Annotated in this window: 15 protein-coding genes; 12 read left to right on the top strand and 3 right to left on the bottom strand. The window is 40.6% G+C overall.

The window, feature by feature from the left end; genetic code table 11:
- Positions 1 to 281 precede the first annotated feature (281 nt).
- From L2735_RS06340 to L2735_RS06370, 7 genes are all read left to right on the top strand, one after another.
- Positions 282 to 3,299: a TonB-dependent receptor gene (locus L2735_RS06340; protein WP_248983898.1), complete on the top strand. Its 3,018-nt coding sequence runs from the start codon at positions 282 to 284 to the stop codon at positions 3,297 to 3,299.
- A gap of 251 nt (positions 3,300 to 3,550) precedes the next feature.
- Positions 3,551 to 5,134 carry a tryptophan halogenase family protein gene (locus L2735_RS06345; protein WP_248983899.1) on the top strand — a complete coding sequence of 528 codons (1,584 nt, stop codon included), beginning with the start codon at positions 3,551 to 3,553 and terminating at the stop codon, positions 5,132 to 5,134.
- A 118-nt stretch (positions 5,135 to 5,252) separates the two neighbouring features.
- On the top strand, positions 5,253 to 5,972 hold the full coding sequence (locus L2735_RS06350) for a SapC family protein (protein ID WP_248983900.1): 720 nt from the start codon (positions 5,253 to 5,255) through the stop codon (positions 5,970 to 5,972).
- 45 nt (positions 5,973 to 6,017) lie between these two features.
- On the top strand, positions 6,018 to 7,025 hold the full coding sequence (locus tag L2735_RS06355) for a cupin-like domain-containing protein (RefSeq protein ID WP_248983901.1): 1,008 nt from the start codon (positions 6,018 to 6,020) through the stop codon (positions 7,023 to 7,025).
- A 103-nt stretch (positions 7,026 to 7,128) separates the two neighbouring features.
- Positions 7,129 to 8,658 carry a tryptophan halogenase family protein gene (locus L2735_RS06360; protein ID WP_248983902.1) on the top strand — a complete coding sequence of 510 codons (1,530 nt, stop codon included), beginning with the start codon at positions 7,129 to 7,131 and terminating at the stop codon, positions 8,656 to 8,658.
- 47 nt (positions 8,659 to 8,705) lie between these two features.
- Entirely contained in the window at positions 8,706 to 9,461 is a 756-nt protein-coding gene (locus tag L2735_RS06365; protein WP_248983903.1) for a DUF6445 family protein, read from the top strand.
- Between the two features lie 89 nt (positions 9,462 to 9,550).
- The gene (locus tag L2735_RS06370) at positions 9,551 to 12,175 is read left to right on the top strand and encodes a beta-glucosidase (RefSeq protein WP_248983904.1); all 2,625 of its coding nucleotides are present in this window, start codon (positions 9,551 to 9,553) and stop codon (positions 12,173 to 12,175) included.
- 582 nt (positions 12,176 to 12,757) lie between these two features.
- Here the strand turns inward: L2735_RS06370 and L2735_RS06375 are convergent.
- The gene (locus L2735_RS06375; RefSeq protein WP_248983905.1) at positions 12,758 to 13,273 is read right to left on the bottom strand and encodes a tRNA-uridine aminocarboxypropyltransferase; all 516 of its coding nucleotides are present in this window, start codon (positions 13,271 to 13,273) and stop codon (positions 12,758 to 12,760) included.
- Positions 13,274 to 13,376: 103 nt separating this feature from the next.
- Between L2735_RS06375 and L2735_RS06380 the strand changes: the two genes are divergently transcribed.
- The 3 genes from L2735_RS06380 to L2735_RS06385 all read left to right on the top strand — a co-directional run bounded on the left by L2735_RS06380 (position 13,377) and on the right by L2735_RS06385 (position 16,010).
- Positions 13,377 to 13,724 carry a LysE family translocator gene (locus L2735_RS06380; RefSeq protein ID WP_248983906.1) on the top strand — a complete coding sequence of 116 codons (348 nt, stop codon included), beginning with the start codon at positions 13,377 to 13,379 and terminating at the stop codon, positions 13,722 to 13,724.
- A gap of 8 nt (positions 13,725 to 13,732) precedes the next feature.
- Entirely contained in the window at positions 13,733 to 13,999 is a 267-nt protein-coding gene (locus tag L2735_RS20170) for a LysE family translocator (protein ID WP_428848295.1), read from the top strand.
- A gap of 541 nt (positions 14,000 to 14,540) precedes the next feature.
- Entirely contained in the window at positions 14,541 to 16,010 is a 1,470-nt protein-coding gene (locus L2735_RS06385) for a capsule assembly Wzi family protein (RefSeq protein WP_248983907.1), read from the top strand.
- Positions 16,011 to 16,132: 122 nt separating this feature from the next.
- On the opposite strand, the gene L2735_RS06390 is transcribed toward L2735_RS06385, so the two are convergent.
- Positions 16,133 to 17,674, bottom strand: coding sequence for a sigma-54-dependent transcriptional regulator (locus L2735_RS06390; RefSeq protein ID WP_248983908.1), 1,542 nt, complete (start codon positions 17,672 to 17,674; stop codon positions 16,133 to 16,135).
- Between the two features lie 29 nt (positions 17,675 to 17,703).
- Positions 17,704 to 21,270 (bottom strand): PAS domain S-box protein, encoded by a 3,567-nt coding sequence (locus L2735_RS06395; RefSeq protein ID WP_248983909.1) that lies wholly within the window; start codon positions 21,268 to 21,270, stop codon positions 17,704 to 17,706.
- Positions 21,271 to 21,522: 252 nt separating this feature from the next.
- Here L2735_RS06395 and L2735_RS06400 point away from each other — a divergent pair, with 252 nt between their 5' ends.
- Positions 21,523 to 22,761 carry a SpoIIE family protein phosphatase gene (locus L2735_RS06400; protein WP_248983910.1) on the top strand — a complete coding sequence of 413 codons (1,239 nt, stop codon included), beginning with the start codon at positions 21,523 to 21,525 and terminating at the stop codon, positions 22,759 to 22,761.
- 174 nt (positions 22,762 to 22,935) lie between these two features.
- The gene (locus tag L2735_RS06405; RefSeq protein WP_248983911.1) at positions 22,936 to 23,328 is read left to right on the top strand and encodes an ATP-binding protein; all 393 of its coding nucleotides are present in this window, start codon (positions 22,936 to 22,938) and stop codon (positions 23,326 to 23,328) included.
- Positions 23,329 to 23,564: the final 236 nt, after the last annotated feature.

The following is a 23,564-nucleotide window of genomic DNA, read 5'->3' on the forward strand; positions in this document are numbered from 1 at the left end:
ACGATGAGAATCGAATTTATTTCACCTAAAAATCATTAACTTAAGATTGAATTTATTATTCCCCCTTAAAAACAAGGTTAACAACTTGTGATAATTACTCGTAATTATTGTTGACGCTGTTAACAAATTAATCTAGTTTTATGTAAGCGCTTACATTAACTTTTACATAAAGGCTTTTAAAAGCGTTTACAAATGATGAATAAAACACATTACGTGAATACGTAATCCGAATAAAAAAATCAGAGAGTAGTAGCCTGAGATCTAGTCGAGGGGAGACTTAGATGAAATCTAGAACATTTAAAAAGACCAGAATTGCCACTAGTTTGTCGGTAGTACTGAGTGCAAGTGCCATGATGCCTGCATTTGCAGCAGATGAAGTCGCTGCAGATGAAAACATTGAGGTACTTAAGGTCACTGGTATCCGCGGAAGCTTAATTAAATCTATGGATTTAAAACGTAGCTCTAACGGTATTGTTGATGCAATTAACGCTGAAGACATTGGTAAGTTCCCGGATAGTAACTTAGCAGAGTCGTTACAACGTATTACTGGTGTATCTATCGACAGACAAAATGGTGAAGGTAGCCGTGTTTCTGTTCGTGGTTTCGGTCCAGACCAAAATTTAGTCATGCTAAACGGCCGTCAAATGCCAGTGACAACCGGTTCTCGCTCTTTTGATTTCGCCAACATCGCATCTGAAGCTATCAGTGCTGTAGAAGTTGAGAAAACAAGCCAAGCGAAAAACTCAACCGGTGGTATCGGTGCAACCATTAATGTTCTTACTCATCGCCCATTAAGCTCTCCAGGCCTTAAAGCCAGTTTTGGAGTCAAAGCTGTTGATGATCAATCAACTGATGAAGGCTCTGTCACACCAGAATTATCAGGCTTATACTCAAACACCTTTGCTGATGGCAAATTTGGTATCTCTATCTCTGCGAGTTACCAAGAGCGTGAAAGTGGTAACCAACAAGCACAAGTTGGTACTGGCTGGCGTAGTTTCCCAGGTATTGTTGACCAAGATTGGGGCGGCGATAACGCTGAATGGGGCGGTGTACCAAAAGATGACAACCAAATTAACCGCCCAGGTGAAGGTGATATTTACTCTGTACCACAAACCACAGTTTACCGTTTTGAAGAGCAGCAACGTACCCGTACTAACGGTCAGTTAGTATTGCAATACGAGCCAATTGACTCGTTACGTGCAACATTAGATTATACCTATATGCAAAATGATGTTGATACCCAATCTCATGATGTATCTGCATGGTTTAACTTTGTGCCAACTCAAGAAAGCACTTGGTCTGATGGCCCTGTATCTTCTCCGCTTGTTTATTCAGAAACCTACCCTGGCGGTGGCGCTGATTTATCAATGGCTGCGGGCGATTACGGTACCCGTGATGAAAGTGGGTCATTAGGTTTTAACTTAGAGTGGGATGCGACAGATAACTTATTCTTATCATTGGATTACCATACTTCAGAAGCTGAGCGTTCACCAAATAGCCCAAATGGTAGTAGCAGTAATTTAAGTACAGCAGCATTTATTCGTACGAGTGCAGCAACCGACTTCACTGGCGATGTACCAGTATTAGCTGTAGGTGGTGGTAATGCTGTTCGCCCAGAAGACATGCGCGTAACCGGTTCTGTATTTGGTAATTCACGCAATAAATCTGAAATCGAGCAACTACAAATCAATGGTACTTACGTCTTTGAAGAAGCAGGCAGCATTGACTTTGGTATCGCAGCAACTGACGTAAACAATCACTCTCAATCAGTTAATGTTCAACGTAATGACTGGGGTGGTGTGGGTGCTGAAGGCGACTTTGACCCTTCTTGGTTCCCTGCTGGTAGCGTTCAAGATAAATTTGACGGTTCACAAGGTGACTTCTCAGATTACGAAGGTTCAGCCTCTATTGACCCACAAGATGTGATTTTCCTTTGGGACTTTGAAGCTGTTCGTGCTCGCGCAGCTGAATTGTATGGTTTAACTGGAATTGGTGATTGTGGTAATGGATTCTGTCCATCGACTGATTATGCAAGCGATACTGACAGATTTACTCAAGAAGAATCTCAATCAGCATATTTGCAATATAACTACGAAGGCGACATCGGTGATATGCCATTTGACGTTCACTTCGGCGTACGTTATGAAAAAACAGATGTTGAATCTAAGTCTGCGGTATCTTCATATGACCAAGCAACTTGGATTGCTGAAACAGAAATCGCACTTGAGAGCACAACTTCAGATAACCGTGTATTTGGTACTCAAACAGGTTCTTACGATTACTTCTTACCAAGTTTTAACTTCAATATCGAAGTGGTAGAAGATATTTACCTACGTGCTGCATACAGTGAAACGATTGGTCGTCCAGATTACACCTCGATTCAAGGTGGTACCACTGTCGGTACTCTTGCTAACCGTGGCGGTGGTAGTGGTTCAAGTGGTAACCCAAGCTTACTGCCACTTGAGTCGACAAACTATGACTTCTCTGGTGAGTGGTACTACGCTGAAGGAAGTTACGTATCTATTGGTTACTTCCGTAAAGACGTAACCAACTTTATTGATAGTAACCCTGTTGATTCATCAATTTATAACATTCCAGACCCATCAAATGGCGCTTATGTTCAAGAAGCTATTGCTGCAGGTGAAACAACTGCTATTGGTCAACGTCAATGGATTTACGATAACTATGGTGCAACTGATCCGAATGTGACACTAAATCCTGACAACGGCAATATTGAGATTACAGGTAACCCTGGCGATCCAGATTTGAACTTCATTTTGACAACACCTTCAAATAGCAGTGATAGCTCTGTAATTGATGGTTGGGAATTCGCAGTTCAACACTTCTTCGGTGAGTCAGGCTTTGGTTTACAAGCTAACTACACGCTAGTTGATGCTGGTGATACCTATGACAATACAAATTTAGGTCGTCCTGAAAGTGTTACTCGCGCTGCCGATGCAGCACAAAATGTACTAACCAATATCAGTGATACTGCAAACATTGTCGCTATCTATGAAAACTACGGTTTCTCGGCGCGTCTCGCATGGAACTGGCGTGATGAGTTCTTAAACTCTACAGGTAACGATACTGGTGCTAACCCAACTTATACCGAAGAATACTCACAAGTTGACTTTAATATTGGTTATGACATCGCTGCAGTTGAAGGCCTAACGGTATTCTTCGAAGGGTTAAATATTACTGAAGAAAATACTCGTACTCATGGTCGTTCTTATTCTGAAGTCCTTAATTATACCCAAACAGGAGCCCGTTACAGTCTGGGTGCACGTTACACATTCTAAGTGCATCTTTCTTAAACTAAGGTCGTTTGAGGTGACCCCCACAGTCACCTCTTTTTTTAAGCTACATCCGTTAGCAACATGGACGTTGCACCTTTTTTCGGATTTACATTTCGTTTTCATTAATACAATTTATTACTTACAACCACTTGTAAGTGATTGAAAAATATTCAATGCTAGACCTGTACTAGCAGAAGTGATTTATACAGAATGACAAAACTAGCCTTTACTAAAATATAAAAAATAGGCATTTTATGGCACAAGCGATACAGAACATTATTATTGTTGGCGGCGGCACTGCAGGTTGGTTAACAGCAGGCATTTTGGCTGCAGAGCATAATGCTGATAATGGTAAGCTATCGCCCTCCCCTAAACTCAATATTACCTTAATCGAATCCCCTGATGTGCCAACAATTGGCGTCGGAGAAGGCACTTGGCCTTCAATGCGAACGACCTTAAAAAACATCGGTATCAGTGAAACTGAATTTTTATTAAGTTGTGACGCAAGCTTTAAGCAAGGTTCACGCTTTATTAATTGGACTCATGCTCAAAAAGCTAACGGCAATTCAGCAGAGCATTATCTCCACCCTTTTAGCTTGCCCATTGGCACTAACGAATTAGATCTTTGCCCTCATTGGCTAGCACACAGAGAACAAGTCAGCTTTGCCGATGCTGTCGGCCAGCAAAATCAATTAAGCCAATTAAGTTTAGCGCCTAAACAAATCACCACGGGTGAATACCAATTTCAAAATAATTATGGCTACCACCTCAATGCAGGAAAATTTAGCCAGCTATTACAACAGCATTGCACTGAAAAGCTTGGTGTCACCCATATTCAAGACCATGTCACTGCTATCCATAAAAATGACAGTGGTGATATTAGCCACTTATCTACTAAACAATCTGGTGAGCTCAGTGCAGACTTTTTTGTTGATTGCACTGGCGTTAAATCCTTAATACTTGGTGAGCAACTGAATGTCCCTTTTATTTGCCAAAAATCAGTTTTGTTTAATGACTCAGCTCTTGCGGTGCAAGTGCCTTATCCAAGCGCTGATACTGAAATAGCTTCTTGTACTCATTCAACTGCGCAATCAAACGGTTGGATTTGGGATATTGGTTTGCCTACAAGACGCGGGGTCGGTCATGTTTACTCATCAAGCCATACAGACCAAGCGCAGGCTGAACAACAATTAGTTGAATACCTAAAGCCAACAGTCAATATTGATGTGGATAACCTTGAAATCAGAAAGCTTTCAATAGCACCTGGTCATCGACAAGTCTGTTGGAAAAACAATTGTATGGCTGTCGGCATGGCTTCAGGCTTTATAGAGCCGTTAGAAGCCTCTGCATTAGCATTGGTTGAGTGGAGTGCAAATACCTTAGCTCAGCAACTGCCAGCAAACAGACAAGTCATGGATATTGTTTCTGCCCGAGTCAATAAAAGGTTTAATCAACATTGGCAGCAGATTATAGAATTTTTGAAATTACACTATGTACTCAGTAAAAGAAGCGACAGTGATTATTGGCATGACCATCGCGAGTCTTGTTCAATTCCAGAATCATTACAGCAGCAACTTAAGCTATGGCGCACTCAAGCGCCAAGTAAACATGATATTCAACATACTGATGCGCTATTTCCTGCTGCCAGCTTTCAATTTGTGCTCTACGGAATGGGATTTCAAACCTTATTGCCTAGCCAGTTAAAGCCATCGCTACAAAATAGAGCCCAGCAGCTTTTCACTGAAAATATTAAACGCACTCAAGGTTTACAGCAGTTATTGCCTACCAACCGTGAGTTGCTAGCCAAAATAGCACAATATGGATTACCTAAAATTTAGAACAAGATTTAAATAAGACTCAAACAAGACTTAGAACAAGACTTAGAAAAAGAGAATCGTAAACCAACAAAAACGAATAATAAGCACAGCCAAGGCTGTATTTGATTAGGATGTCAGCATGAACAAACCAGTATTACTTAATAGTGTCGATCATAAAGATTTAAAAATTATCACTGAACGTTCAGAAAAGTACGGTGATAACCTTTGGTACACGGTGACTTTCCCTGCAGAATTTAGAAGCGTACAAGCGCACTATCCTATCTTTTTTCAAAAAGACACCAATACTGGCCAATTCTATTCAATTGCCATGTTTGGATTTCAACATAAAGAAAATTTATTCCTACAAGACGGTAAATGGCAAGCGGCATATATTCCGCTAACCGTTCGTCGCCAACCATTTTTAATCGGTCAGCAAACTGTTCAAGAAGATGGCGTCGAGCAAATTCAACGTGTTATCCATTTAGACCCTAACCATCCAAGGATAAATGAAGACCAAGGTGAGCCATTATTTTTCCCTTATGGTGGGAATACGCCTTACCTTGATGAAGTGGGTGACATGCTGGAAACCATTCACCACGGCTTAATTGATAGCAAAAATTTCATTGATACCTTAATCAAACTCGAGTTACTTGAGTCATTCACGTTAGATATCGAATTAGATAACGGTGAAAAGCATCAAATGATTGGTTTTTATACTATTAATGAAGAAACCCTTGCCGCATTACCCGCTGAAACACTGGCTCAGCTGCATCAGCAAGGTTATTTAAATGCGATTTATATGACTCTGGCATCGCAATCTAATATCCGCCAATTACTGAACTTCAAAAATGCTCAGTAACTCAGGTCGAATCAATTAAAAGTTGAGTATCTAAGGTCGTTGTAGATGACACAAGCAGTTAAGGTGATAGAGGATTGTCCAATAGCGGATATCCCATTAATGATGGATCAAACAGATGAGCCGGTCATTTTTAGAGGTGCTTGTCTGCAATGGCCTTTAGTCCAAGCAGGATTAAACTCTGCTAAAGCTGCTGCTGACTACCTGCTCAGCTTTTATCAAGATACACCTGTGACGGCTTATTATGTAGAACCAAAATATAAAGGCAGAGTGTTTTATAACGAGCAAGTTAATGGCTTTAATTATCAGGCTGCCCAGCTCAATTTAAAGCAAGTTATTGAAAAGCTATTTGCTCACCAAGACGATGCATTACCACCTAGCATCTATATGGGCTCAACTGAAATTAATCATTTCTTACCGGGTTTAGCCGCTCAAAACAGTTTGCAGCTTGAGTCTATCAAGCCGTTAACCAGTGTTTGGTTAGGTAATCAGTCACGTATTGCTGCTCATTTTGATTTCCCGCAAAACTTAGCTTGTAATGTTGTCGGAAAGCGAACTTTTACCCTATTTCCGCCAGAGCAAGTCGGTAATTTATATATTGGACCAATGGAGTTTGCACCCGGCGGCCAAGAAATCAGCATGGTGGATTTTGATAACCCTGACTTTGATAAATACCCCAAATATAAAGATGCCTTAGCTGCTGCGAAAACCGCAGAACTTGAAGCTGGAGATGTGCTTTATGTGCCCAGTATGTGGTGGCATCAAGTCAGCGGGATTGAACCATTCAATGTGTTAATTACCCATTGGTGGCGTGACACTCCTGCCTACCTTGGCAGACCTAATAATGCCTTAGCAATGGCGATGTTAAGCCTTCGTTCATTGCCTAAAGCGCAAAGGCAGGCTTGGAAAGCCATGTTTGACCATTATATTTTTGATCATGACGATGATGATGTTAGCCACATCCCCAAAGAAGCCCAAGGGATGCAAACTAAACCACTTGATGAATTGAACGCCAGAAAATTAAGAGCTGATTTGATCAACAAATTAAAACGATAGCTTCTACATAGTCATGTTTAATTGCTTATTCATTAAAGACTTCAGGTACAAATAATAAAGCGTTAATGACCAATGAGTGATTTAACCTTAAGGAAATACAGTTATGCAAAACCAAGCCTCCACTTCAGATAGAACAACTAGCGCAAAAAACAAACAGATTAAGAAAGTGGTCATCGCCGGTGGTGGCACCGCAGGTTGGATGGCAGCGGCTGCATTAACAAAATTATTAGGTAAAAACCTAGAAGTTGTTTTAGTTGAATCTGATGAGATTGGTACTGTAGGTGTCGGTGAGGCCACCATTCCAACATTACATATTTTCCATCGTTTATTAGGCATTAAAGAACAAGATGTCATGGCGGCGACTAATGCCACCTTCAAGCTTGGGATTTCATTTGAAAATTGGCACGATGTGAATAAAAACTATATTCACTCATTTGGCTTTCTCGGTAAAGATTGTTGGGCCTGTGGTTTTCAGCACTTTTGGCTCAAAGGCCAACAACGAGGCATTGTCAGTGAAATCGGTGATTACTGCACTGAGCACTTAGCTGCTCGTGAAGGCCGCTTCGCGGTATTGCCAAACCAAGACTATAACCATGCCTATCATATGGATGCGACCCTTTACGCTAAGTTTTTACGTGTTATTGCTGAGCAACACGGTATTACTCGCATCGAAGGTAAAATATCTGACGTGTTACAAGATGAAGATACAGGCAATATCAGTGGCTTAAAACTGATGTCTGGCGAGCTGGTAGAAGGCGACTTATTTTTAGATTGTACTGGTTTTAGAGCCATGCTGATTGAAGGAACATTGAATACTGGCTTTGATGACTGGAGTCACTGGCTGCCATGTGACAGCGCCATCGCTGTGCAAACCAAAACCACTGAAAAGCCGATTCCTTATACTCGCTCAATCGCACGGGATTCTGGCTGGCAATGGCGTATACCACTGCAAAGCCGCACTGGTAATGGCATAGTTTTTTGCAGTAAATACATGAGTGATGAAGACGCGAAAACCACACTAATGAATAACATTGAGGGTGAACCGCTAACCGATCCTCGAGTGATCAAATTCCGCACAGGTAGCCGCCGTAAAACATGGCATAAAAACTGTGTCGCAATAGGACTGTCATCAGGTTTCTTAGAGCCATTAGAGTCCACCAGCATCCACCTTATTCAACGTGGTATTGTGCGTTTACTACAGATGTTTCCATCTCAAGGGATTGTTGAAGAAGACATTAATGAATTTAATGAGCAGACGCGCACCGAAACTGAGAATATTCGTGACTTCATTGTGTTGCATTACAAAGTGACTGACCGAACCGATACCCGCTTCTGGCGTTACTGTAAAAACATGAGCGTTCCTGCCTCGTTGCAACACCGCATCGATATGTTTGATGCTTCAGGTAAAGTCTATAAGCACGGCAATGAGTTATTTGGCGAAAGTTCATGGATACAGGTGATGATGGGACAAGGCCTCGCGCCAAAGCAGTATCACCCTATTGTCGATATGATGGAAGATGAAGAGTTAGAACACTTTTTAGGGTCTATCAAGGCTAAAGCCAAACAGAAAGTGGCCAATTTGCCAGATCATTATGATTTTGTTCAGCATTACTGTAAATCAAAAATGCTGTAAACCATTTAGTTAATGTTGTTAATCACAACAAGTCAGTAAGGTTGTATATGACAAACTCAAACACACAGAATCAACGAGCGCAGGGCATGACCGATCTCAATTCGCTGATATTGGTGAATAAGCCAATCAAGCCCGAGATCCACTATATTGGTGAACTGCGCACACCTGTGATTGTCATCGATAACTTTACTGCTGATGTTACTGAACTTCAAAACTGCGCAAATCAAATTGACTTTACTTTAGATAAGGGCTCTTACTACCCAGGTGTAAGAGCTAAATTGCCGAAAGATTACGTGATTGAAGTTTTAAACCATGTTTTTCAATTGATTTATGATGTTTACAAAATCCCGACCAATTTGCGCATCAAACCCCAAGCAACATATTTTTCTTTAATCAATCGCCAACCTGAAAGTTTGACGACATTACAGCGTATTCCGCATTTTGATACGCCTTCGCCATACTACTTTGCCATACTGCAATATTTAAATGATGATCCTCACGGTGCTACCGCTTTTTTCAAACACAAGCCAACGGGTTACGATCGAATAACTCAATCCAACATGGATGAATATTTCAGAGCCGCTGAGCCTTATTTGCAAGAATTAGCGCCCTTTCCTGCAAAGTATTTTGTTGAAAGTAATGAGTATTACCAACAACACCATCACATTGAATATAAGCAGCATCGCTTGGTTATATATCCTGGTAATTTATTGCACTCTACCTTGGTTAATCACCAAACTGATATCGACAGCAATCCCAAAACAGGTCGCTTAACTGCCAATATATTTATTAATGTCACTTAGCCACTGAATTAGTACCCTCAATAATCTAAATACTTACCACTTTTTTCATTAATCATTTAAACAGTTCATCACTTGAAAGGGAGCCTCAGATGACACCGATAAAACGGCTAAATATGGAAGCGCTTACAAAAGGTACGCTTCGATCAGTTTCGATGTCCGCTTCAATATTGATACTTAGCAGCTCTGCTAGTTTTGCCAACACTTCCAAAACAATTGAGCTGTCACACGCATTATCAGTATTAAGTCAAAGTGAGCAGCAACGTTTACAGAGTCGTCTATCTAAAGTTGAATCTGAAATAGAGCGCTTGTTAACGCAACTGACATTGGAAGAAAAAGTCTCTTTAGTCCATGCAGGCGGTAAGTTTCATATCCCAGCCATTGAACGGTTAACTATCCATGAAATGTGGATGTCTGATGGCCCCCACGGTGTGCGTTACGAAATCGACAGAAATTCATGGGCGCCAGCGGGTTGGACAAATGATTATTCGACTTATTTGCCCCCACTGACTGCGGTCGCAGCAAGCTGGGATCCCCAAATGGCAAGCCTACATGGCAATGTATTAGGCGCTGAAGCCCGTCACCGTAATAAAGACCTCATTCTCGGTCCTGGCGTTAACCTTGCTCGATTACCGTTATATGGTCGAAACTTTGAGTACATGGGCGAAGACCCATACCTAGCAGCAGCGTTAGTGGTACCAACGATTAAAGCTATTCAAGCCAATGATGTTGGCGCTACAGCAAAACACTATGCCCTTAATACTCAAGAGTTAAATCGCACTGGTGTTAACGCAAAACCTGACGAGCGCACGCTACGTGAGGTCTACCTACCCGCTTTTGAAGCAGCAGTAAAAGAAGCTAACGTTTATGCGATTATGGGGGCTTATAATGAATTTCGCGGCACCAATGCCAACCAAAGTCATCACCTAATCAAAACCATTCTTAAAGGTGAATGGGGCTATGAAGGCGTTTTGCTAACCGATTGGAATGTCGACATTAATACCTATGATGCTGCGATGAACGGCCTAGATATTGAAATGGGCACTGCTGTCGAAAGTTATGATGAGTATTTTTTAGCGGCTCCGTTACTTGAAATGATTAAGGCTGGCAAGGTACCAGAGTCAGAGCTTGATGATAAAGTGCGCCGGATTCTGCGAGTTCAATTAAGTATCGGGATGATGGATAAGCAGCGATTATCGGGCGAGCGAAATACTCAAGCTCATCGTGATGATGCCCGCACTATTGCGACCAATGGTGTAGTGCTCTTAAAGAATGACAATCAGGTATTACCCCTTGATGTGAATAAGGTCAAAAACATCTTAGTACTAGGCCCTAATGCTGATAAACGACATGGTTTCGGTGGCGGTTCATCTGAAGTAAAAGCCTTATATGAAATTAGCCCACTAGACGGCTTAAAAGCAAAGTTTGAGCAAAGCGGCAACAAGGTCAACATTCAATATATGCGCCCTGCTAGCAGCCAATTTATGCCAATACCTAATGATTACTTAACTACCCGTCACTGGACTGGCACCCCTTCTTGGCAAATTAATTACTATGCAGATAAAGAACTTACACAATTATCCAGTGAGTCTTGGATAGCAGATCCGCAGTTTGACGCCAAAGAACAGCAACAAAACGTTGAAATACTCGCAAACATCAAACCGATGGAATCAGGTAAACATACTTTAAAAGTCCTAGGTGATGGTAAGGTTTCTCTGCTGATTAATGATGAACAATTATTTAGCCAAAACGCTCAGCAACCCAATGTGATTAATGAAGATATTGAACTTAAAGCCGGTGAAACTTACGCCTTTAAATTAGTCTACCAAGGTAAGAAACAGGTCACATTAGGTTGGGAAACACCTAATAGCTTGTACAACTCAGAATCAGAGTACTTACAAGCGGCCCAAAATGCCGATGCGGTCATTTATTACGGTGGATTAAGCCATGCAGATGATCGTGAGTCGATTGATAGACCTGATATGAAATTACCGGGTCAGCAAGATGAAATTATCAATAAGCTAATCAAAGCGAACCCTAATACCGTGGTATTTATGATTGGTGGTTCTGCGGTAGAAATGCCGTGGGCAGAAAAAGCAAATGCTATTGCTTGGGGCTGGTATGGCGGAATGGAAGCAGGTCATGCCTATACAGATATATTATTTGGTGATGCGAACCCAAGCGGTAAAATGCCGATAACCTTACCTAAAAAACTACAAGATACTGCGCCTATTGCGCTGAATGATTATAACGAGACTGAGTCGTTATATTCTGAAGGTGTATTTATTGGCTATCGTTGGTTTGAACAACAAAAAATTGCCCCTGAATTTCCATTTGGGCACGGACTGTCATACAGTGAGTTTAGCTACGAAAATATCACTTTTTCACAGAGTAAATTAACGGGAGATAAAAGCTTAACTGTCAGCGCTAATATCACGAATACGAGTAAGGTTGACGGCGCTGAAGTTGCGCAACTTTACCTGTATGACGTTAAATCAAGCGTGTCACGACCATTAAAAGAGCTTAAAGGCTTTGATAAAATTTGGCTTAAAGCGGGTGAAACAGGCCAAGTTAACTTTACCCTAACTCAACGCGACCTTTCCTTCTGGGATATCAATACCAATGACTGGTTAGCCGAATCTGGCGAATTTAAGGTTTTGATTGGTGCATCGGTTGAGGACATTCGATTGCAAAAGAGTTTTCAATATCAACAATAATATAAGTTATTTTAAGAAAGCGACTAAACCCAGTTAAATTTAGAAACCTTGACTGAGTGACTAAGTGACTAAGTCAAGAAAGATATCTAAGCCCAGCATTGCTGGGCTTAATTTTTATATCTACCCCCAAAGTTTTCAGTGCTACTCAAAAACCATAATGCACCTTCGCGGCTAAACGGTTTAGCTAGTTTTTACGCTGAATCGTATCGCTATAATAAACATCGTTATTGCAAAAAAATCGACCAGATAGCCTTGTCCCTGTGACAAGTTACCAAAAGGGACGGCAAGAGAAAAAGGCGCCTGAAAGGGAAGAGCTCAAGAGGTGACAAAGGTCTTATGACTTGTGTAGCAAACAAAACTAACAAAGGAACTAGCCCTAGTCGGCTTCCTTTAAGTACACAGTAACTCCCAGCAAAAGGAATAACAATAAACACTAGAATATAGCTAAATTGATAGAACCATTGGGCATGAGTCGGCTGAGTGAATATCAATAACATCGCAGCAATTAAACCATATAGGATTAATAAGACTGCTAATAATTTTCTCACCATAATACGTCCATGTTCCTCGCTATTTTGCGATTCAATTTGTAACTGAAATTTGTAACCTAAGTAAATCCATAATGCTCTCAGCGTATTGTAAATCACCACATTGTTTTAAAACATATGCAGCGCACTCTGCTGTGCACAACCCTCCCTCTCGCTGATTCCTTCGCAGTTTATAAATTGATTCAGCAGAGTTGTTTATGGACACTTTTTTAAGCATTTTTAAGTAAGGACTACGATTATAGATTTTGCGAGCTTCCTGCCAAGTGGAATCAATGATGATTAAAGCTTCAAATTCCGATACGGCTTTATTGTTACCAGCAACTTTTGAGTTACCAGAGTTATTCTCAGTCTCAGTCTCAGTCTCAGTCTCAGTCTCAGGATAAAGTAAACCGACTCTAGACGTAGTGATTAACTCAATTAATGCCTTATTGGGATTCACTCTATCCCACTCAATCACCCAAGCATCTTCATCAAGAACTTGTTTGACCCAGCGCCCTGTATTATTCGGTCTTGTGGTTTCTTTTTGGTGAGTAAGTAATATGATTTTCATTTAAACGGGTTCATTGAGAGAGTGGGTGAATAAGTCGGACATTGCGCTCTGATATTTATTTAAGATAAGCTCAATTGTCAATGTATCAGGAAGCACAATTATAATGGAATTACAGCAATCTCTCAGCCTTTTATTTACCATGTTAGTGTTGGCTTTGGTCCCAGGTCCTGTGGTATTCGCTATTATTTCACGCACTTTTTCCCATGGTTTAATTCCAGCCATGCAATTGTTTTTGGGAGTATTATTAGCTGACTATCTATTTATTTGTATTGCACTATTTGGACTTACTGCTCTAGCCAACGTCATGGGGCCTGCCTTTGTGGTCATAAAGTATTGCAGCGCGCTCTATCTGGGGTTCTTAGGCTACCAACTCATCACTTCAAAAACAAAAGCGGCTGAAATTATTGATGTAAAAAGCCCCGTTACTCAAGTGGCATCAAACATACTATAACGGGTCTAATGATAGGGCTAAGTAACCCAAAGGCCATTATATTTTATATTGGCTTTTTCCCCGCTTTTGTTCCATCAACCAATATTACTATTAACGATGTCATTATTGTTATGAGTATTGCCACCCTATCATTTGGCAGCGTCAATCTTTGTTACTCACTCATGGCCGTTAAAGCTAAGAAAATTTTTAGTTCCGCGAAAGCTAATTTGATCATAAACCGAGTCGCTGGCAGTGTGATGCTAATTGCTGGAATATTGATAGCGCTAAATATTTAGTTTACGTTTGATATTAGGGCATGTTGATCTTTCAAGGTTGTTTTTGCAGCGAATTGTTGGTCATTTATACAAGGCAGAGACTTTGTGGTGTAGTTATTCTACATTAAAAGTCGATAACGCAGTAAAAATCGCCAACAAACGCTGCCCAAAGGGTTCGGCTAAAAGCGTTTTACTCTTTGTTGGATGAATTTCGCTTAGATGACTAGGCATCAATCCATCCGCCTCAATTAAAACACTTTTATCTCGAACAAAATTCAACCAGCAAAGAACAGCACGCCCTAATAAATTTAACGCGATATTGATCTCATGAGCTCTTTCACCGTGTCACAGTGATTATCTGAATTCTGGATTAAACGAAAGCGTTTAATATACTAATTCACAACTTTTTTATAAAAACGCCCACTTTCAATCTTAATTGTTGTGTAACAAGCAGTAAAAATTAAACTTCTCCGTTAACCATACGAGCAATAGGCTGTTATCATTACCGATAACAGCCTATTTTTATTATTTGATGCCAAAGTTTCATCTAAATGAGTACAAAATGAAGTTAAAAATACTAGCAGGGATAGCATTACTAAGCAGCTTTTCAACCCAAGCAGCTTGGTGGATAGAACCTACCGACTTACCGCTTCGCGCAGACATTCAACTTTTAGCCGATACAGGTATTATTCTTCAACCTGTTACCACCTTTCCATTAATGTGGTCAGGAATAAAGTCAGATTTGGATAATGCAGCAGAAAGTCCGATGTCAGTACATCAAAAAGACGCTTACCATCGTGTTATGCGTGCCTACAATAAAGATCACCAAGCCGTGAATCTAAGTGCTAGCCTTTCTGGTGCGAACGAGCAAGCGCGCTTCATTGGCTACGGCAATGACTACCGAGATAAAGCAGAAGTTGAATTTACAGCTGAAGTCACTCAAGACTGGTTTAGTGGACGCCTTGCGGCCAGTTACCATTACGATGCCATTGATGGCAACGAATCCCGTCTTGATAACAGTTTCGCCGCCGTAAAACTTGGTAACTGGATAGTCACTGGTGGCGCGGTACAAAAATATTGGGGCCCTGGTTGGGATTCGGGTTTGATCCAAACCACCAATGCTCGCCCAATGCCTGGGGTGACTTTATCTCGTAATAACAGCAATGCATTTGAAACGCCATGGCTTAACTGGATTGGTCCTTGGACCTTTACCACTAGCTTTAGCCAAATGGAAAGTGACCGTTATGTACCTGACACCCAACATTGGGGGGCTCGCGGTACGTTTAAACCAGTCTCTAAACTAGAAATCGGTTTCTCATGGACCATGCAATGGGGTGGTGAAGGCTATGGTAATAGCCTATCTGATTGGTGGGATGGCCTCACTAATGGCGGTGTTAACGAAGGTGATGAAGCAAACGGACAAGAGAATATGCTCGCGGGCTATGATTTCAGATGGTCAGATACCGCTTGGGGCGTGCCATATGGTATTTATTACGAGCGTATTCATGAAGATTACCACAACGGAAAACACAAGCTAATTAATGCATCTAACATGGGTGGTGTTGATATTTACATTGCAGAGTTAAGCACACGTTTCTTTGCTGAATACTCCGATACAGCAGCAGCTTGCGGTACAGACTCAAATGTTTACAACTGTATGTATGAGCATGGATTTTACCAAGATGGCTACCGTTATTACGGTAGAAGCCTTGGTAGCACCTATGATAATGACTCTAGAGTTGTTGTCCTCGGTGGTATAACCCAACTTGAACATGGCCAAAGCTTAAGTACAAAATTCCGCTATGCTAAATTGAATTTTGATGGCGTAGATACAGACAGACCTAGTGGCGGTAACCCTGTATCACCAGGCCGCTACGAACGTTTATACCAAATTGATGCTAGCTACCATCGCCCGTTTTATGAAGGAAAACTAAAAGTCGGTGGCACCGTTGGTTACAGCGAATACCCAGAAATAGACACAAGCAGTGAGTGGGAAACCACCTTTTATGCTGGTTGGGAACGTGACTTCTAGACAGTTTACAACAATAACGTAAACTCAACTTTTGATTTTACTAAGCTAGAAACTTAAAAAGCCCATCGACTGTGATGGGCTTCTTGTTAGTGCTTTACAATTTAGATTTAGAATTTAACTCATTAAAGCCCTTTATCTTCCCATTGCTGCTTTTTTCGATAGATAGTCGACGGGCTAACATCTAACAAAGCTGCAGCTTTAGGGATATTACCATCACACTGATTTATTGCTGTTTCAATGGTTATTTTTTCAGTCAACCAAAGCGGTTGAATATCTTCTTCTACTGTCACTGCATTAACAACTGATTCAGCTAAAGCAACTGGGTTACTCACGCTAGCAGTCGTGCTTGTGAACTGAGAATTATCATCAGGTTGCGCTTCTTGATGAGGTTGTGACTGAGGTTGTGGCTGAGATTGCAGCTGAGGCTTAGCATTTATCTCGGTCACTGTTGCAATTGTATTATCTTGGTCATTAGCATTTTTAGATAAGGTTAATGCCGATGTCACCTGTGCAGGCAACATGGTTAAACTGACCTCATCTGCAATGTTAAGCACCACAATCTGACGTATAACATTTTGCAGTTGGCGAACATTACCCGGCCACGAATATTGGGTAAAACAGCGTTCAACTTCTGAGCTAAAACGTTTAAAGGTTTTACCTTCCTCTTTGCTATATTGTTTTAAAAGTTTTTTCGCGATAGAAATGACATCTTTACCACGCTGTCTTAGTGGTGGCAGCTCAATGGGGATAACGTGCAATCGATAATAAAGATCCTCTCTAAAGCGTCCTTCCTGCACTTCTTTCCAAGGATCTCTATTCGTTGCACTGATAAAACGGACGTCAACTTTTTCTTCCTTGCTGGCACCAACACGTTGAAACACACCAGTCTGAATAAACCTAAGCAGCTTACTTTGCAGCTCTAAGTCCATCTCACATAGCTCATCAAGAAACAAGGTACCACCATCAGCACGAGTTGCTGCGCCATCACGATTACTGACAGCGCCAGTAAAAGCACCTTTAGTATGGCCGAAGATTTCACTTTCGATTAAATCTTTAGGTATAGAAGCACAGTTAAGCGCGATAAAAGGTTCTTCAGCCCTGATACCTGCTTCATGAATCGCTTGGGCACATACTTCTTTACCTGTGCCACTTTCACCAACGACAAACACGGATGCTTTGCTATTTGCAACACAATCAATGGTGTTATAAACCGTTTGCATGGCGAGTGAGTCACCAATAAAACCATGAAAGTTTGATTTAGGTAAGCTGTTCTCATAATTTGAAACTAACGCGAGTAAATCACGTTGTTTGAGCGCATTGCGCACTGTTATTGATAACCTTTTACTATCAAAGGGCTTAATCAAAAAATCAAATGCACCAGCGCGCATAGCATCAACAGCTAAATCAATCGTGCCGTGTGCTGTGATCATGATGACTGTAATATTAGGGTATTCATTTTGCACTTTAGTCAAAATATCCATACCTGACATATCGGGTAATTTGATATCGAGTACCAATAAATCAGGCTGTTTTCGCGCCAGCTCTTTTAATGCGTCTTCGCCAAAATTGACATGGGTGACTTCTGCGCCTTCCGCGCATAGATATTCACTGTACAACGCACCTAATGACATACTGTCTTCTACAAGAACGGCACTAAATCCCATGTGATAATTCCTTTTTTATTTCAACTATTCTATTCATCAGACTCAATATTAAATTTCTGCTTAATTTGAGATAAACTTTGCTCTGCAACGGTAAAAATTTCTTCAAACAATGCCGACAATGGTTCGTCACTTGTTCTTGTTGCAGCCTCTAGTTTGGTGGCAATTTCTGATAGTTTTTGCGCACCAAAGCTGCCTGCACTGCTTTTTATGGTATGCACTTGATCTTCGATTTGTTCACGGTTGCCCTGTGGAGTAAGCGCTTCTAAAGTATCGATTCTCATTTTAGTTTCGCCGTAAAATACCTTCATCATTTTCGCTAAACTGGCTTTCCCTACGGCTTGTTCCAATTCATCAAACACTTGTTGATTTAATAATTCAGCTTTTAAGCCGTTACCTTCTTCGTTGCTTACCTCAGTATCTTTACTTACTTCATCCTGCGTTTGGGGGCTTAGCGATTGCACTGAAGTTTCAACAATTGAGGTTTCAACAATTGAAGGTTCAACATTTGTAGTTTGTTCTGGGCTATTCGACTCAGCTTCTAGCGTGTTACCTAATTCACTATTGTCAGCTTCATTTAGCACCAATTGCATTCCCATCCCCATTCCAGGTTCTTGTACTACCCGAGCTAACCAATGACTGACGCCTTTAATCAAATCGGGTTTATTCACCGGTTTACCAATACAATCTAACATTCCCACCGCTTTACAAGCCGCAATTTCCTCACTAAATACATTAGCTGTCATTGCCAATACTATTTGATCGGGTTTGTGGGCTAAAATTTTCTGACAAGCCTCAAGACCATCCATTTCAGGCATTCTGATATCCATCAGAATTAGATCAAAATCATGTTTAAGCGCAAGTTCAACAGCTTCAACACCATTGTTTGCATAGGTCATCAAAGCGCCTTCATTGGTTAACATAGTGCCCGCAACCATCTGGTTTGCAGGGCTATCTTCAGCCAATAAAATTCGACACCCATTGGGTAAGCTTGCCACCTTCTCTAAGGGTTTCTCGTGGGTGTTATCCGCTGTAGCACCACTTATTAGACTGAGTAACATCTCACGGCTAAGTGGTTTACTAACCGATTCTTCAATACCAAGGGCAGTAATAAGCGCCTGAGCATCATTGTTAACCCCCGATGACAATGCCGAGATGTAACCTGACTCGAACAAATAGTCACTTCTTAACAAGCCAATATCTTTTTCTTTTGCCTCAAGTAAACAAGCATCATCAAGCATCACTAAGTCAAATCGTCCCCGCACTCGAGAACTTTGGAACACCTTGTTAACTTGATGCTCATACTTAGTCTCAACACCATATTGGCTATATTGTTTCTTAATCAATTTACACACAGTTTCGTCAGGATGAAGCAGCAAGACTCTTGGACGCTCAGGTAACCTCACATTATGATTAGTGGCTTGGCTCGATTCATCTAATAAAACAGACAGCGTAAATTGACTCCCCTCACCTAACTGACTTTTAACAGATATAGACCCACCCATCATTTTGGCTAACTCTGAACAAATCGCTAAACCTAAACCAGTACCTGCATAGCTCGTTGTATGAGTATCATGCACTTGAGAGAATTCTCGGAACAATTTCTCCTGAGAGGCTTCCCCTATTCCAATTCCTTGATCAGTAACACGACAACATAACTCGACTTTGTCATTGCCACGGTTCGGGATCCACATCTCAACAGAAATACAGCCACTGGTTGAGAACTTAATCGCATTATCGACTAAGTTTTGTACCACCTGTCTTATTCGTTGAGCGTCACCCACCAGCATTTGTGGCACATTTCGATTAATATAACTGGCTAAATGCACCCCTTTATCGTGAGCTTTATGGGATAAAATTTGCAGTACTTGAGCAACCAGTTGATCTGGCTCGAACTCTTTAGGCTCTAACACCATTTGACCCGCTTCAATTTTAGAAAAATCAAGAATGTCATTAATCGTGCTTAATAAAACAGAGCCCGCTTCTTTAGCCGTACGGGCATACATTCTCTGCCCTTTCTCTAAACTTGAATCCAGTAATAAATCAACACTGCCTAACACTGCATTCAGTGGCGAGCGGATCTCATGGCTCATGGTCGCCAAGAAACGAGACTTAGCTTTACTCCCTTCTTCTGCTTGCTCTTTTGCTTGACGTAACTCTTCTTCTTTAGATTTTTGCTCTGAAATATTACGTAAAAATGCCGTGTAGTACATTTCATCATCAAGTTGAATCGGAATAACCCTTAATTCGACGGGGAATTCATCACCCGCTTTGTTATGTGCAGGCACTTCTATTCGATTATTAAGTACTGGGCCTTCACCGGTTTTTCTATGGTGTTCCATGCCATTTTTATGCGCACTATGAAACCCATCAGGAATAATCAAGTCTTCTAGCAATTCGCCCAATGCCTCTTCACGTTCATAACCAAACAATTTTACCGCTGCTGCATTAAACTCTTCCACTCGACCTGCGATGTTAATCGTGATTAACGCATCATGACTTGCTTCAAGTGTGGCTAGATGAATAGATTGGGTTCTTGCGGCTGATGCTTGTTCTTTTTTAAGTTCAGAAACATCTTTGATAAATCCAAGGAATAATACTTCGCCATCTATTTCCATTTTAGAAATAGATAATTCAATTGGAAATAAATGCCCCTCTTTATGCTGCGCTTGTAACTCTCTGCCGCGGCTAAAACCAATGATTTTGGCATCACCGCCGTTCAAATAATCTTGAATATAGCCATCATGCATAAAACGCTCAGCCATCGGCATCAGGATTGAGACATTTTGTTCTATTAACTCCTCTTTTTGATATCCAAAAAGTTTGCTAACCGCATTGTTAACTTCGTTAATCACACCATCGACATCAATAATGACAAAACCATCTGCCGCTGAATCTAATATGGTATTAAGACGAACATTTGCGCCTTTTAAATCATGACGTTCTTCATCAACGGTTTTCAGCATTTCATTAAAAGCATTAGTCGTATCTGTAATATCTTGAGTGCCAGGTTCGTCAACTTGTACACCCATTTCTCCCTCAAGCACTCTTTTAGAGGCATGCTGAATATTGAACACATGCTTAATAAGGCGTAGCCCTTGGTACCAAGATAAAATGGAAATAAGGATAATCACCAGCAGCATTAGAACACTATATTTCAAGGCAACATTTTCAACACTGGTATCAAATGCGCCAGTATTGACCATGACCTTAATATCAATGCCAGTACCATTGTTGGATTTTGCTTCGACTAACACTAAATCTTCAGTTCGAACGGAGACCTCTGGAGCTAATAGTTCAAAAACGCCTTGGTCATTTCTTTGCGCAGCAAAAATACGAGTATCAGCGCTGAAAACCTGAACCGATTCAATATGACTGATTTGATGTTCTTCTACCGATTGTTTGAGAAGTTCTATTGATTTACGAGGCTGAGTAACATTAACACTGTTGGCAATCAGCACAGCTGATAAACGACTTTGTTGTTGAACCTCTTCTTGATTGGCAACTTTAATCACATCAAGGCTGTTAAATATCAACATCAACAGTAATGCTGCTTGCATTAACCCAATGGCGATAATGGCTTTTAATCTAAAAGACAAATTCCTTCTCCTAAAGCGGTTAGCAAATCAATCCATGAATTGGAAAATTTTGATAACAAATCCAATAATAAGCACCTTATAAGTCACTATGAAGTACCTTGTTGCAATTTGCAAAGCTAAATTCGCAAAATGAAAATACCTACTATCGCAGATTGCGAATAGATCCGTATACCAATGATATATAACAACTAAAAAATATAGGAACATTAATTGCTTTGATAGGCTATACCCATTTATTTCTAGGAAATAGCTATGCAAAATGCAAGTGCGGATACTAAAAAGTTGTCTATTTTACTGGTCGAAGACACTTTTAGTGAGCGTTATTACATTGCTAGCCTTTTACAGAGCTTCGCACCTGAAGGGGTTGAGTTTGTTATCACTCAATGTGAAGACGGGCTCACAGCACTTGATACCTGCAAATTACACAATTTTGATTTAATCATTAGTGACTGGCGAATGCCGAATATGAGCGGAGTCGACCTTTGTAAACGTTTAAAGGAAGCCAACAACCCTTCATTTTTCATGCTGTTAACTGGAAATGATAAAATTCAAGATATGGTTTATGCCATGGAAACTGGCGCAGATGATTACATCACAAAACCTTTTCTCGCATCAGTGCTTAAAGTAAAAGTTCAAGCTGCAGTAAGGTTGATTCAAGCCAAGCAATCAATTATAGATAGCAAACAAAAGCTTGAATCTATACTTAATGACAAGCAATCAGAATTGGAACAAGCCGCTTTACTTCAGCAGTCATTATTACCAAAAGAAAACTTAGCCTTTAATGATTGGCATGTCAGGCATTATTTTGAGCCTGCAGCAGAGCTCGCTGGCGACATATTTCAATGTTTTAACATAACAGATGATTGGATTGGCTTTTATATCATTGATGTATCAGGTCATGGGGCACGCTCGGCCTTGCTGAGTTTTACCCTTGCCCAAGGCCTTTCTCCGCAGCGAATGGACTGGTTGCTTCCTCCAGAAACCTTGATGCAAAGACTGAATCTTTTGTTTGATGATCCAGCCAATCTTGGTCAATTCGCAACGGTGATTATTGGTAAAATTAATACTAAAACCCACCAATTACAGTTGTGTAATGCAGGTCACCCTATGCCAATAGTCATGACTAAATTTGAAGTAAAAGCACTCGATGTCCCCTCAGGGCTGCCAATAGGTATAGACAAAAATAGTCAATATAAAACTGGCCAATTCCAACTCAACTCTGCAGAGAAATTATTACTATTTTCAGATGGCGTTTATGAAGTAAATCATCCTCAACACGGCATGTTTGGTTTAGAAAGATTTAAACAACGCTGCTTTGAATATAGAGAAATGCCAGCCAATAAGTTTCTTGAGCATTTAACTTATGTATTAAACCTGTGGAAACAAAATGAACCACAAGACGACATGTCACTTTTGCTATTTAGCGCGCCTAATTACGGTGATGCAAATTCTGAAGTTGAAGACTTGTTTGCTAGTGACCGTATTAATTAATTGGTTTAAATAGCAGGTTTAAATAGCGACTTTAGATAGCAGATTTAAAAGCATCGAATATATTAACCATAAATAAACCTGCATTTGACGAGAATAGCTTTTTATATTTAACAGCAGTCATATTTAAAAGTAGCCATATATTTTCAATCTTTATCAGGCTTTTAAGGATGAGTAATGAACAACTTACAAATGAATATTTCATTGAATGAAATAGAAACGGAACAAGTATACAACCAAATTGAAGCGTTTTTACTGGCTCATGGCATAGAGACACAGCAAAGGTTTCAAATCATTTTATGTATTTTAGAGTCAGTTAATAATGTTATCCAGCATTGCCCTGATAGCGCTGGAACTATTTCTGTCATGCTGCAAAACCAACAAGATAATATTGTAATAGATATTCTAGATAATACTGACTTTGTGAAATTATCAGCGCCTAAAAAATGCCCCCCAGTTGATAAGCCTAATGGCAGAGGGTTATGGATTATGGAGCAGTGGATGGATCAAGTTCAAAAACAAGCGACTGTGCTCGGCACTCACCTTCGGCTCAGTCTACAAAAGGTCTAATGTATGAGCAAAATACCTTACTCTTCACAATTAAATAAGCCGTTGATTAATTTCAGCGGCTTATTTGGTTGAGCTCTAGCGCTACGTTTAACTGTAGTAGCTCTAACTTTACTCAGCGATAAAGCTTATACCCAAACAACCTGAAGATGCTCGATTTCAGCAAGAATTTACACGCGTTTAGGCAAGGCATTGATTGCGGGTAATGGTTATTCCCTTTTCAAAATCAATAACGCAGC

The sequence above is a fragment of the Shewanella olleyana genome, assembly GCF_023283825.1.
In the GTDB taxonomy this organism is placed as follows: domain Bacteria; phylum Pseudomonadota; class Gammaproteobacteria; order Enterobacterales; family Shewanellaceae; genus Shewanella; species Shewanella olleyana.